Source organism: Phreatobacter sp. AB_2022a (genome assembly GCF_026847585.1).
In the GTDB taxonomy this organism is placed as follows: domain Bacteria; phylum Pseudomonadota; class Alphaproteobacteria; order Rhizobiales; family Phreatobacteraceae; genus Phreatobacter.
This window is the reverse complement of the sequence record NZ_JAPSET010000058.1, coordinates 1-12,030: the sequence shown is the minus strand read 5'-3', so window position 1 is coordinate 12,030 and position 12,030 is coordinate 1. Positions and strand designations below refer to the sequence as shown.

General features: G+C 66.4%; 10 protein-coding genes, 1 tRNA gene and 1 pseudogene. 9 read left to right on the top strand and 3 right to left on the bottom strand.

The window, feature by feature from the left end:
• Positions 1-204: 204 nt before the first annotated feature.
• Complete coding sequence (locus OZ671_RS28015) at positions 205-1,629, top strand: GGDEF domain-containing protein (protein WP_268863767.1); 1,425 nt, start codon at positions 205-207, stop codon at positions 1,627-1,629.
• Positions 1,630-2,039: 410 nt separating this feature from the next.
• Here OZ671_RS28015 and OZ671_RS28010 read toward each other — a convergent pair whose 3' ends face one another.
• Both OZ671_RS28010 and OZ671_RS28005 read right to left on the bottom strand, forming a co-directional pair.
• Positions 2,040-3,215, bottom strand: coding sequence for an MFS transporter (locus tag OZ671_RS28010; RefSeq protein ID WP_268863766.1), 1,176 nt, complete (start codon positions 3,213-3,215; stop codon positions 2,040-2,042).
• Between the two features lie 24 nt (positions 3,216-3,239).
• A complete protein-coding gene (locus tag OZ671_RS28005) occupies positions 3,240-4,631 on the bottom strand; it encodes an FAD-binding oxidoreductase (protein ID WP_268863765.1) in 1,392 nt (463 codons plus the stop codon).
• Positions 4,632-4,744: 113 nt separating this feature from the next.
• Between OZ671_RS28005 and OZ671_RS28000 the strand changes: the two genes are divergently transcribed.
• The gene (locus OZ671_RS28000) at positions 4,745-6,328 is read left to right on the top strand and encodes a winged helix-turn-helix domain-containing tetratricopeptide repeat protein (protein ID WP_268863764.1); all 1,584 of its coding nucleotides are present in this window, start codon (positions 4,745-4,747) and stop codon (positions 6,326-6,328) included.
• Positions 6,329-6,502: 174 nt separating this feature from the next.
• On the opposite strand, the gene OZ671_RS27995 is transcribed toward OZ671_RS28000, so the two are convergent.
• Positions 6,503-6,579, bottom strand: a tRNA-Arg gene (locus OZ671_RS27995).
• A gap of 197 nt (positions 6,580-6,776) precedes the next feature.
• Here OZ671_RS27995 and OZ671_RS27990 point away from each other — a divergent pair.
• The 7 genes and pseudogenes from OZ671_RS27990 to OZ671_RS27960 form a co-directional block, all read left to right on the top strand.
• A complete protein-coding gene (locus tag OZ671_RS27990; protein WP_268863763.1) occupies positions 6,777-8,225 on the top strand; it encodes a sodium:proton antiporter in 1,449 nt (482 codons plus the stop codon).
• Positions 8,226-8,308: 83 nt separating this feature from the next.
• A complete protein-coding gene (locus tag OZ671_RS27985) occupies positions 8,309-8,632 on the top strand; it encodes a hypothetical protein (protein ID WP_268863762.1) in 324 nt (107 codons plus the stop codon).
• Between the two features lie 127 nt (positions 8,633-8,759).
• The gene (gene msrA / locus OZ671_RS27980; protein WP_268863761.1) at positions 8,760-9,410 is read left to right on the top strand and encodes a peptide-methionine (S)-S-oxide reductase MsrA; all 651 of its coding nucleotides are present in this window, start codon (positions 8,760-8,762) and stop codon (positions 9,408-9,410) included.
• The gene (locus tag OZ671_RS27975) at positions 9,407-10,189 is read left to right on the top strand and encodes a CHAD domain-containing protein (RefSeq protein ID WP_268863760.1); all 783 of its coding nucleotides are present in this window, start codon (positions 9,407-9,409) and stop codon (positions 10,187-10,189) included. Before msrA ends, OZ671_RS27975 begins: the two co-directional genes overlap by 4 nt.
• 116 nt (positions 10,190-10,305) lie before the next feature.
• A complete protein-coding gene (locus OZ671_RS27970) occupies positions 10,306-10,935 on the top strand; it encodes a LysE family translocator (RefSeq protein ID WP_268863759.1) in 630 nt (209 codons plus the stop codon).
• A 5-nt stretch (positions 10,936-10,940) separates the two neighbouring features.
• The gene (locus tag OZ671_RS27965; protein WP_268863758.1) at positions 10,941-11,444 is read left to right on the top strand and encodes a GNAT family N-acetyltransferase; all 504 of its coding nucleotides are present in this window, start codon (positions 10,941-10,943) and stop codon (positions 11,442-11,444) included.
• 332 nt (positions 11,445-11,776) lie between these two features.
• A pseudogene (locus OZ671_RS27960) lies at positions 11,777-12,030 on the top strand (hypothetical protein); the annotation flags it as partial.

Genomic DNA, 12,030 nt, shown 5'->3' with positions numbered 1-12,030 from the left:
TTACGATCATGCCGGAGCTGCAGACGGTGGCGGCGTTGATCTCGCGGCGGGCATTTTCCGGTTCGGCGGATCACAGGTGTCATGTGCCGGAGGAGCCGGTGCCGTCGCGACCTGCGGTCGCGGCCGCCGGACCGCATCCCGTTCGTGAGAGCCGGCATCCAGCGCGCGCCTCCTGCGCCGCTGCGCCAGGCGCGGCGGCCGGGGATGGCGAGGCCGGCCGCTGCCGACAAGCCTCGGAATTGCCTTCGGGCACCCAGCCAGGCTATCCGCGGCGGAATGGCTGGCCTTGAACGCGCCATGGCGGCCGGGCGGCCGCCCCGGGCCATCGGACAAACCGTTAAGTGCCACCCGTTATGGAATGACAGTCCCTATTCCTCCGGGTCATCCCGCAAAGTTCCCGGACAGTCCGGTCACGTCATGCCCATAACGCCCATCGACTGGATCGTACCCGCCGGCATCATGATGTGCGGGCTGGCGTTCATCGGCATCAGGTTTCTGGGATTTTCGACCGCCCGCTGGGGCTATTCTTTGTGCTTCCTCGCCGGCGGCTATGCGCTGATGCTGATCGAGCTGGAGTGGACGAGCCCCTTCAAGCAGATCGCCGAGGACAATTTCATCCTGATCAGCGTCATTCTCGCATGCCGCGCCTTGAATGACCGGCTCAACATCAGGAGCAGCCTTCGTTTTGATGTCGGCATCGTTGTCGTCTGCACGGCCATGATCATCGTCGCGCTGACCTTGCTGAAGAGCGTCCGCTGGGAGACGATTTTTGTTCAGGCCTGCTGCGCCGTCACCCTGTGGATCGGGACCATCCGCTTCTCCAAGGTCGCCACGACCAAGGCAGACCGGCTGCTGTCATGGACATTTCTGCTCTTCGCGGCCCTGCTGACGTTGCAATGCCTGCTTTACATGGCAGCCCCCAATGCCGGCGAGAAGGTCGGCGCGTGGCGCACGTCGGTTCTGGGCAACCTCGTCCAATATACCGGCCTCATCGGCAGCATCGTCCTGGCCTTCGCGGTGATGATCGCCACCAGTCTCGATGCCATCGAAAAATACCGCAGGACCGCCGACACCGATCCCTTGACCAACCTGCTCAACCGACGAGGCCTGGACTCGCTCCTGGCTTCGCCCCGGGGCAGGCAGTTCATGGGCCCGTCGACCGCCGTCATCCTGGCCGATATCGACCATTTCAAGTCGATCAACGACCGCTTCGGCCATTCCTTCGGCGACCTCGTCATCATGCGCTTCGGTTCGCTGCTGCAGGCCTGCGCCGGCGAGCATGGTTGCGTCATCCGCCTCGGCGGCGAGGAATTCGGCGTGCTGCTTGCCGATAGCCCGCTCGAGGAGGCCATCGCCGCCGCGGACGCCATGCGGCGGCAGTTCGAGACGGAACGGTGGACGCAGAGCGGCGCTCACGGCGTGTTCACCGCGAGTTTCGGCGTGACCCTGACGATGGACGGGGAGCCGATCGAGGCGGCTTTCGAACGGGCGGACCAATTCCTCTATGCCGCCAAGCGCGCCGGGCGGAACCGCACCGCCGGAGGCCGATACAGCGTGGCCGACGGCGAACAGGACGGACTGGTCTTTGTCCATCCGGCGCGGCATCCGGGGCCGACAGTCCTCTCCTGAGCGAGCGACCCTGGTCCGGGCTGTCGCTGTCCCGCTTCACCGAAGGGTGGACGTCGGGACCGACGCTGATCCTCAATTCCGATCCCGCTTGAAGTCCATTCCGGGCTCTCGCGAGGACCAGAACATGAAGCGTAGCCGCTTCCCGTGAGGGCAGATCATCGCGATCTCGAAGGAACAGGAGGCTGACGTTTCGATCGCCGATCTGTGCCGCAAGCGGCGGGGTCGCGCTCACCGGATCCCCACAACAAGCTGTGCGCTGGGTGTATCGCGCACGCCAGCGCTTTCTTTCTCAACCTCAATCCAATTGACGGTCGACTCGGACGGACGGCACACCATCGTGAGCGGGTTCATCAGCGATTGCAGCGCGGCCGCACAGTCGCGATCTCGCAGGACGCCCGTCTGCGCATGCTTCAAGGCGATGAGGAGACTGGTTGATTCCGACCGGCAACGATACGGTGGAAGAGCCAGAGGACGACAGGACAAACCAGGAGCGCGGTGGCGCCGAAATCGAGCGCGGCGCGCGCGGAGCCAACCGAGGTTGAGAGCATTCCCCCGACCGCCGAGCCGGCCAGCATGCCTGCGTAGTATATCGCGTAGAAAAGTCCCATGCCCATCGACCGCGTCTTCTGCTCGAGCACACGCGCGGGCAGGCTCATGATCGCACCGGCGGGCAAGCCGCAGATCATTCCAAGAACGATGACGACGGGGAGCACCGCGCCACTTCGCGACAGCAGGAGCGCCAGGAGGGCGAAGGCGATGCAGCCCGACACCAGGATGGCCTCGCCGCGCTTGCTCCGATCAGCGAGGAAACCGCCGAATGGGACGGAAAGCGCCGCCAGCCAAAGCACGATGCTGATGATCGATCCGGCCGCGCCGCTGGACCAACCGCGCTCGACAAGCATCGACGGACCGAAACTGAAGATCATCGCAAGGCCGATATTGTAGAGGCACCAGATCGACCCGGCGGCCAGCACGCCGCAGATGGCGACGGCGGTCAGGTTGCCACACTCGCCATTGACTTCCTCGGAAGCGTCCGGCGGACGATAGACCGAGGCGATGAGGCCAAAACCGATCAGGATCAGCCCGGCGACCACAAGATGGACGGCGTGAAGCCCAAACGCGCCCCCGAGCGCCGGCAACACCATGAGAGCGACCGCGACGCCAGCCGGCCATGAGTTGATGAAAATCGCCATCGCGGTGGCGAGCCCGCGGCCGGCAAACCAGTCCGCGACCATCTTGGTCATCAGAACGTTCAGGAGAATACCGCCGATCCCAGCAATCAGTCGGCCCGCGATCTGCATGCTCCAGACCGATGACACGGTCATCAGCAGTTCGCCGGCCAGCATCATCAGAAGTCCGGCGAGCACCGTCGGCTTGTCACCGTAGCGGCGGCCGATCGCGCCGCCGGGCACGGCCAGCGCGACCCCGGGCGCGAAATAGAGGCCGATCAGAACGCCGATGTCGGCTAGGCTTGGAGCGAAATCCCGGACGAACTGCGGCGCGACGGCTGCGACGCTTTGAAACTGGAAGGCGATGGCGGCGCGCGCGATGAACAGAACCGCGAGGATGGTCCAGCGGCTTCGCATCCGGGATGTCCTCCGACACGATGGCTAGGCCGTCGGCCTGATATTCTGATTCAGGCGAAAGAAATTGGTCGGATCGTATTTGCTCTTGAGCGCAACAAGGCGTGCGTAATTTTCACCATACGCATCGCGAATACGGCCCTCGCCCTCATCTCCGAGATTATTTGCATAGACGCCGCCGGTCGAATACGGATTGACAGAGCTCCACAACTCACGCGCCCAGCGCATGTTCGCTTCGTCGTCAGCGGGATCGTCCCAGATCGCGACCGGAAAGCAGTCGAACGCCGCGTCGCGGTTTGCGTAGGGCGAGGCCGATACCGGAACACGCGCGATCGCACCGCCGACGTGCTGGAAAACCAGCAACGACGAGTTATTGGGGGCTCCGGCATAGGCATCGAGGACGGCATCGATCACACCCGTGCCGATCTCGCGCAAGTACTGCGCCTTCCAGTAATAGCGGCGGCCGCGCGGAAACAGGGCATCGCCGCGTGATTGAATCTCAAGATATGGAACGCTCGCCAGGCTCGTCTCTACAGGCGAGCCGAACTTGACGATCGGGGAAAGGGTGCGTTCGCCGTCATGATGCGAGCCGACATAGCAACCAGTCACACTGAAGAATCGCTCGCCTGACGGTAGCGTCACGAGGGCAGCATCGACGTTCGCTTCGTCGGGGGCGCCGCGAGCAAACTCATCGTAGAAGCGCATGGCCGCGCGCGCGCCATCGTAGGGATGGAGTGCCGACGCGACGACTAGCGATGTGCCGATCGGGTGCAACTGGTACTCGAACGCGGTCGCGATGCCGAAATTGCCACCGCCGCCTCTCAGGCCCCAGAACAGGTCGGGGTGGTCCGTCGCACTGACCCTTAGGATATCGCCGTCGGCTGTCACGATTTCCGCGGCAATCAGATTATCGCAGGTCAGCCCGTATTTGCGCCCAAGTTTGCCGAAGCCGCCGCCAAGCGTGAGCCCGGCGATGCCGGTGTCGCTGTTGATGCCCATAGTGGTGGCCAGACCATGCGCCTGCGTGGCGCGATCGAACTCACCCAGATTGAGGCCAGCCTCCGCCCGCGCGATGCGACGGAGCGGATCGACATCGATCCGTTTCATCCGCGACAGATCGATGACCATGCCGCCGTCACAGACCGACAGGCCGGCAACGTTGTGGCCTCCGCTGCGAACCGCAACCGGGCAGGCCTGCGATCTCGCGAACGTCACGGCCTCAACCACATCGCCGGCATCCGTGCAGTAGGCGATCATGGCCGGCCGTTTGTCGATGGCGCCATTCCAGACCCGGCGCGCCTCGTCATAGCCGGCGGCCCCTTCAAGGACCACCTCCCCCTTGAGCTGTAGCTGTGAGACGGGCCGAGCTGCCGCGTTCGACCTGCCCATCATGCCGTCATGTGGCTGCCATCGCTCCATCTGACTTGCTCCCCGCAATCAATGCCGATGCCATCATCTCGCGGCACGCCGCGACGTCCTGAATCCGATCGGAAAAAGTTGCAAAAAGCTCCAAAAATGCTGTCATCTGGACGATGGCGACGCTCTACCAGTTTGGCCCATTTCGTCTTGAAGCAGACGCTGACACGCTGTTTCGCGACGCCGAGCCGGTTGCTCTCGGGAGGCGGGCGGTCGCGCTCCTTCGAGTGCTGCTGGAGAAGGCGGGCAAACCGGTTTCCAAGGACGCCTTGATGGAGGCGGCCTGGCCTGGGCTGGCGATCGAGGAAAGCAATCTGACCGTTCAGATGGCGGCTCTGCGCCGGGTGTTCGCAACCGCCGAAGGCGGCCATGAGTGGATCGAGACGCTGCCGCGGCGCGGCTACCGCTATGTCGGCCCACCGGCCACCGTCTTGTCCGATGGCAGCCGACAGGCACTGCTCCCGTCAGTGGCTTCCGACCGACCGTCGATCGCCGTGCTGCCGTTCCTGAACTTGAGCGGCGATCCCGCGCAGAACTACTTTTCCGATGGGATCACGGAAGACATCATCACGGAATTGTCGCGGTTCCGGTCGCTGTTCGTCATGGCCCGCCATTCCAGTTTCGCTTACCGGGCCAGATCTGCCGATATCAGGGAGGTCGGCCACCGGCTCGGCGTGCGATATGTCGCCGAAGGGAGCGCACGCAGGATCGGAACGCGCGTGCGGGTGACCGTCCAGCTTCTGGATGCCGCGAGCGGCTTCACCTTGTGGACGGAGCGATACGACCGCGAGATCGAAGACATATTCGCGATTCAGGACGAAATCGTCGGCAAGGTCGTTGCGGCGCTGCCGGGCCGGCTTGAGGACGCCGGCCGCGAGATCGCGCGGGGCAAACAGACATCCAACATTACGGCTTACGATCTCGTCCTGCTTGGAAACGAGAAATGGCGTCAATTGACCGTCAGGAGCATGAAGGAGGCGCGAGCCTACTTCAAGACGGCGGTGGATATCGATCCCGCCTATGCTCGCGCTCACGCCAATATGGCCTGGACCGCGGTCTGCGCCGCGTTTCTGGAATCACCTGCCGCATCGCCGCTGGACGAGGCTCGGCGCGAGATCGAAATCGCCCTTGATCTGGACGAGCACGACGCTTGGTCGCACAGCGTCTTCGCTCAGCTTCTTTTCCTGCAAAACCGAGATCAGGAGGCCGAAACCCACTTTAAACGTGCTCTCGCGCTCAATCCGAACGACGCTGATGTCGTCGCCGCTTTTGCAAACATCCTCGTTTACTGGGCGCGTTGGCGAGACGCGCTGAGCTGGATCAAGGCGGCCAAACGACTCAACCCGTTTCCGCCCAATATCTACCACTGGTATCACGCGTTGGCCCTCTATTCCGCTCGCGAATACGACGAGGCAATCAATGTTCTCAAGGAAGCCCGATCGAGCGACCGCTGGTCGCACGCGCTGCTTGCCGCGTGCTACGCGCAAACCGGTCGAGCGAACGAAGCAGGTATCGAGGCGCGCACATTCATTCGCGAGCGGTGTTTGGAATTGAGTGAGAACGGCGAAGCGCAGCCCTCAAATACGCTCGACCTCGTCCGGAAGCGCGCCAACAGGTATAGGGACCCTCTCGATCGCGATCATTTCCTCGACGGACTTCGCAAAGCGGGCCTCAGTGACGGCCTCTCCGACTTTGGATAGCGCCAACGTCGTTGGCCATCTGGCTCGTCGGCTTCATGAGCGACGGCCGCGGCTCTTACGATTTGCAACAGAAAACCCTGCAGCCACTCGACAACCCGTTCGGGCCGAGAGTGTCACCCATGTCTTAGGTACAATCTGTTACCCATCTGTCCGAGTCGGACACGAGAAGCAGGATGGCGCACCCATCAGGATTCGAACCTGAGACCTTTGCCTTCGGAGGGCAACGCTCTATCCAGCTGAGCTATGGGTGCATGCCGGCGACGCAGCACGTCGCGACACGTCTTTAGCGGATCAGGCCTCGCTCGGCAATGACCGGAACGCCGAAGTCCTCAATCGATCTTGATGGCGCCGGCGAAGCTTGGCGCGACGGGCCCGGCGCGGCTAGAACCTGAAACGCCCGGGCGGGGTTGGCGCGCGGGCGCCACGGGCCGCGGGGGACGAGAAAACGATGCATCCGATATCGAAGGCCGCGGCCCTTGCCGCCGTGACCGCGCTTTTTTCCGTCGGGCTCGCCGGGCCGGCGGCCGCCGCCGAAGGCCTTGCCGGCGGGACCATGGGCCTTGCCTGGGGCCTGCCCTTCTGCGGCCTGCTGCTCTCGATCGCCACCGGCCCGGTCTTCTATCCTCATCTCTGGGAACACCACTACGGCAAGATCGCCGCCTTCTGGGCGGCGCTGGTGGTCGTGCCGCTGTTCCTGAGCTTTCCCTTCGCACCGGCGCTCACGGCCCTCGCCCATGCGCTGCTCGCCGAATACCTGCCCTTCATCATCCTGATCTTCGCGCTCTATGCGATCGCCGGCGGCATCGTCGTGACCGGCAACATCCACGGCGCGCCCGGCGTCAACACGCTGATCCTCGCCATCGGCGCGGTGCTGGCGAGCCTCGTCGGCACCACCGGCGCCTCGATGATCCTGATCCGGCCGATCATCCGCGCCAATGACGACCGCGTGCACAATGTCCATGTCGTCGTATTCTTCATCTTCATCGTGTCGAACTGCGGCGGCGCGCTGACCCCGCTCGGCGATCCGCCGCTGTTCGTCGGCTTCCTGAAGGGCGTCGACTTCTTCTGGACGACGCGCGCGCTCGCCACCGAGACGATCTTCGTCGTCGGCGTGCTGCTCGCCCTGTTCGCCGCGCTCGACGCTGTGCTCTATGCCCGCGAGGGCCGGACCAGGCCAGACCCGACGCCGGATTCGCGGGTCGGCGTGCGCGGCCTCGGCATGCTCGGCCTGATCGCGCTGGTGGTGGCGGCGATCCTCTTGCGCGCCTCCTGGCGCTCGGGGATCGCCGTGCCGGTCGCCGGCATCCACCTCGCGCTCGAGGACATCGTGTCCAATCTCGTCATGCTCGGCGCCGGGCTCGCCTCGCTGCGCCTCGCAAGCCCGGAGAACCGCCGGCTCAACGGCTTCAACTGGGGCCCGGTGATCGAGGTCGCCAAGCTCTTCGCCGGCATCTTCGTCTGCATCGTGCCGGTCCTGGCGATCCTCGCGGCCGGCCGCGGCGGCGCCGCCGCGCCACTGGTCGCCCTCGTTTCGCGCGCCGACGGCACGCCCGACAACGTCATGTATTTCTGGCTCACCGGCCTCCTCTCCTCGTTCCTCGACAATGCCCCGACCTATCTCGTCTTCTTCGAGCTCGCCGGCGGCGATCCGGCGCGGCTGATGGGGCCACTTGCCACCACGCTCGCCGCCATTTCGACCGGCGCGGTGTTCATGGGCGCCAACAGCTATATCGGCAATGCGCCGAACTTCATGGTCTATGCCATCGCCAAGTCGATGGGCGTCCGCATGCCCTCCTTCTTCGGCTACATGGCCTGGTCGGCCTGCATCCTGCTGCCGCTGTTCGGGCTGGTGACGCTCCTGTTCTTCGCCAGCGGAGCGCCGCTCGCAGGGCGCTGACGCGGAACGGGCCCATCCTCGCCAGCCTTGCGGCGGGCGGCCACGCTGGTTATCTGGTACCGGGAGAGGATAGATCGACGGTCATGATCCGCTTCATCGCCCGCGCGCTCGGCTTCGTTCTGGTGGCCGTCGGTTTCGTGGCGCTGGTCATCGACGGCACCAAGTCGATCGCCGGCAGCCGGCTGATCTATACGGTGATCGGCGAAACCTGGCGCACCCTGCAGCCGGCCAGCCTCAACGCCGTGCAGCCCGCGCTGGAAAAGGCCGGCTTCCCCTGGCTCTGGGATCCGGTCATGCTCAACCTTCTGGTGCTGCCCACCGCGCTCGTCGGGCTCGGCCTCGGCGGGCTGCTGATGATCGCGGGCCGCCGCCGCGAGCCGCAGATCGGGGTGATCGGCCGGCGCTGAGCGGGCCTGCCATGCGCCCTGTTCACTCCCGGCGCCGGCTCGCGTAACGTTGGGCCCGCGCCATACGAAATCCTCACCGACGATGGCGGCTCGTGCCGCCGAGACGTTTCACCCTGAGAGGTTGGCCATGTTTTCGTTCAAGAAGCTGTCCCTGCCCTCCGCCGGCGAGGCTCTGCCCGGCCGCGCGACGCCGATCCCCACCGCCGAGCGTCATTTCATCAACGGCCGGCCGCTGAAGGGCCCCTATCCGGCCGGCCACGAGACCATCATCGTCGGCCTCGGCTGCTTCTGGGGCGCCGAGCGCAAGTTCTGGGAACTGCCGGGCGTCTGGGTGACGGCCGTCGGCTATGCCGCCGGCACGACCCCGAACCCGACCTACGAGGAGGTCTGCTCGGGACTGACCGGCCACAACGAGGTGGTGCTGGTGGTCTATGACCCCGCGCAGGTCTCGACCGAGACGGTGCTGAAGACGTTCTGGGAGAGCCACGACCCGACCCAGGGCATGCGCCAGGGCAACGATGTCGGCACGCAGTACCGTTCCGGCATCTATGTGACGAGCGAGGCGCAGCGCGCCGCGGCGGCCGCGTCCAAGGCGGCCTATGCGCAAGCGCTCGGCCAGCGCGGCTTCGGGCCGATCACCACCGAGATCCTGGACGCGCCGGCCTTCTATTTCGCCGAGGACTACCACCAGCAATATCTCGCGAAAAATCCGCGCGGCTATTGCGGGCTCGGCGGCACCGGCGTCTCCTGCCCGATCGGCACCGGGGTCGCTGCGTGAAGCCTGACGCCGAAGCGCATGACCTCGCGACCATGGCGGCGGCGCATGCCCGCGCCGCCGGCCGGCTGATCGCGTCCGAGCCAGACCACGTCAAGGCGGTGCATCAGGCCCGCCGCCACATCAAGCGCGCGCGCAGCCTGCTGCGCGCGCTCAGGCCGCTCGCCCGCACCGAGATCGCCCGCGAAAACGCCCTGCTGCGGGCCTTCGCCCACGCGCTCGCGCCGCTGCGCGACGCCCATGCGCTGGACGAGGCCGCGCGCGCGGTGGGCGCCAGCGGCGCCAACGGGCCGGCAGCGAGCCAGTCGGGCCTCGTCGACCTCGCCGCGCTCGGCCGGGCCCTGCAGCGCCAGGGCAAGGCGATCGTCCGCCTGCCGCTCGACCGCGCGCCGAAGCGGTTCCTCGCCAAGGCGGTCAGGCGCTCCTACCGGGCGGCGCGCAAGGCCTTCCGCGCCTATGAGGCCCGGCCCGAGGCGGAGCCGCTGCACGAGGCGCGCAAGCGCATCAAGGACTGCCTGCATCTCGTCGAGGCGCTCGCCCCGGTCCGCCCGAAGGGCGCCCATCCCAAACCCGGCAAGCTCGACCGGCTCGGCGAGCTGATGGGCTCGATCCGCGATCTCGACCTGCTCGCCCAGCGGCTGCGCCGGGAGGCCGCGCCCGGCCACAAGCTCGCGCGCATCGGCGCCCGCCATATCCGGCTGGAGCGGGCGGTCACCCGCGCCGGCGCCAAGACCTTCGCCACGCGCCCCGCCGCCGTGGAGCGCGCCTGGAAGCGGGTGTGAAGGCGAGTAGCGAGTAGCGAGTAGCGAGTAGCGAGTAGCGAGGCGAAGGCTTGCACGGCGGTCGATCATCCGCCACTCCCTGTTCGCCATCCGCCACCGCCCACCCGGAGCAGCCCATGTTCAGCCTCGTCGAGATCGGCACCTATATGGTGGTCGTGCTGGCGCTGTTCCTCGTGCCCGGCCCGGCGGTGCTGCTGACGCTCGCGCGCAGCATCAAGGGTGGAGCACGGGCCGGCATCGCCACCGGCCTCGGCATTGCGGTCGGCGACATCGTCCACACGCTGATGGCGGTGCTCGGCCTCTCCGCCATCCTGATGACCTCGGCGCTCGCCTTCGACGTCGTCAAATATTGCGGCGCCGCCTATCTCGTCTATCTCGGCTACCGCGCCTGGCGCGAGCATGGCGGCGCGCTCGACCTGCCTGACGTCGCGCGTGTGCCGGACCGGAGCGCCTTTCGCCAGGCGGTGGTGACCGAGCTGCTCAACCCGAAGACGGCGCTGTTCTTCCTGTCGTTCCTGCCGCAATTCGTCCATGTCGAGCGCGGCGCGCCGAGCCTGCAGCTCGTCGTGCTCGGCGCGATCTTCGTCGCCATGAGCATCAGCTACACGACGCTGCTGGCGCTGGCCGCGGCGCCCGCCGCCGCCTGGATCGGCCGCAATCGGACGATCGGCCGCTGGCAGGGCAAGGTGATCGGTGGCCTCTATGTCGGCCTCGGCCTCCAGCTCGCCCTGCAGCAGCGGAGCTGAACGTCATGACGAGCCTGTTCCAGTGGCGGCTGATGCGGCCCGACGACATTGCGGCGGCTACCGCCATCGCGGCCGAGGTGCACGCGGCCTTCCCCGAGGACGATGCCGTCTATGTCGAGCGGCTCGCGCTCTATCCGGCGGGCTGCCGGATCCTGGAGCGCGCGGGAACGGCGGCCGGCTATTGCCTCAGCCATCCCTGGACGGCGGGATCGCTGCCGGCGCTCAACACGCTGCTCGGCGCGCTGCCGGCCGTGCCCAGCACCTACTACATCCACGATGTCGCGCTCCTGCCTGCGGCGCGCGGCAGCGGCGCCGCCGGAACCGTCGTCGCGGCGCTCGCCGCTCATGCCGCAGCGAACGGCTTTTCCAGCCTGTCGCTGGTCGCCGTGAACGGCTCGGAAGGGTTCTGGCGGCGCCAAGGCTTCCATGTCGTCGACGCGCCGCAACTCGCCGCCAAGCTTGCCAGCTACGAGGTCGCGGCCCGGCTGATGGCGCGCCCGCTCGGCTAGGGCTTGCCGCGTCCTGCATCACGGTCGGCCGTGGTTCGAGGCTCGCCCAAGAGAGCGAGCGTCTTACCATGCGGATTGGAAAGGCATGGCATCGAGCGCGGCCATGAAGTGCCGTGCTCAGGGCTTCACGAGCAACCCCGCTGCCGTTCATCTCCAGGCCTCAGGGTGAGGCGGGAGCCGAAAGCGACCTCGAACCACGGCCTCCGCCCTGCCAGGCGCCGCAATCCGCCGTCCTTATACCCTCCTTATCACCCGCCCGGGCTTTCCCATCGCGCCCTTACGGCCGGCGGGACTAGCCTTTCGACCATCGCCCCGGACCGGGGGAGATGGCCATGGGCATGATCGCAATCCTTCGACAGCCATCGGAACCGCTGCAGCTCGTCTGCGGCCGCAATGCCGCCGGGCTCTGGGTGCTGCAGAGCTTCGACGGCGGCTATGGCTGCCTGTTCCCGACCCGCGAGGCCGCGCTCGACGAAGCCATGACCGGCAATGACGGCGAGCCGGTCACGATCGTCTTCGCGCGCGAGCCGGTGGAGCTCGATTTCGTCCCGCGCGACGCCATGGCCGTCGCGGCCCTGCCGGCGCC

Bases quoted from the DNA above. Each gene is read 5' to 3' on its own strand.
- OZ671_RS28015 (WP_268863767.1), top strand. From the start codon at position 205: ATGGCGAGGCCGGCCGCTGCCGACAAGCCTCGGAATTGCCTTCGGGCA.
- OZ671_RS28010 (WP_268863766.1), bottom strand. From the start codon at position 3,215: ATGCGAAGCCGCTGGACCATCCTCGCGGTTCTGTTCATCGCGCGCGCC.
- OZ671_RS28005 (WP_268863765.1), bottom strand. From the start codon at position 4,631: ATGGAGCGATGGCAGCCACATGACGGCATGATGGGCAGGTCGAACGCG.
- OZ671_RS28000 (WP_268863764.1), top strand. From the start codon at position 4,745: ATGGCGACGCTCTACCAGTTTGGCCCATTTCGTCTTGAAGCAGACGCT.
- OZ671_RS27990 (WP_268863763.1), top strand. From the start codon at position 6,777: ATGCATCCGATATCGAAGGCCGCGGCCCTTGCCGCCGTGACCGCGCTT.
- OZ671_RS27985 (WP_268863762.1), top strand. From the start codon at position 8,309: ATGATCCGCTTCATCGCCCGCGCGCTCGGCTTCGTTCTGGTGGCCGTC.
- msrA (WP_268863761.1), top strand. From the start codon at position 8,760: ATGTTTTCGTTCAAGAAGCTGTCCCTGCCCTCCGCCGGCGAGGCTCTG.
- OZ671_RS27970 (WP_268863759.1), top strand. From the start codon at position 10,306: ATGTTCAGCCTCGTCGAGATCGGCACCTATATGGTGGTCGTGCTGGCG.
- OZ671_RS27965 (WP_268863758.1), top strand. From the start codon at position 10,941: ATGACGAGCCTGTTCCAGTGGCGGCTGATGCGGCCCGACGACATTGCG.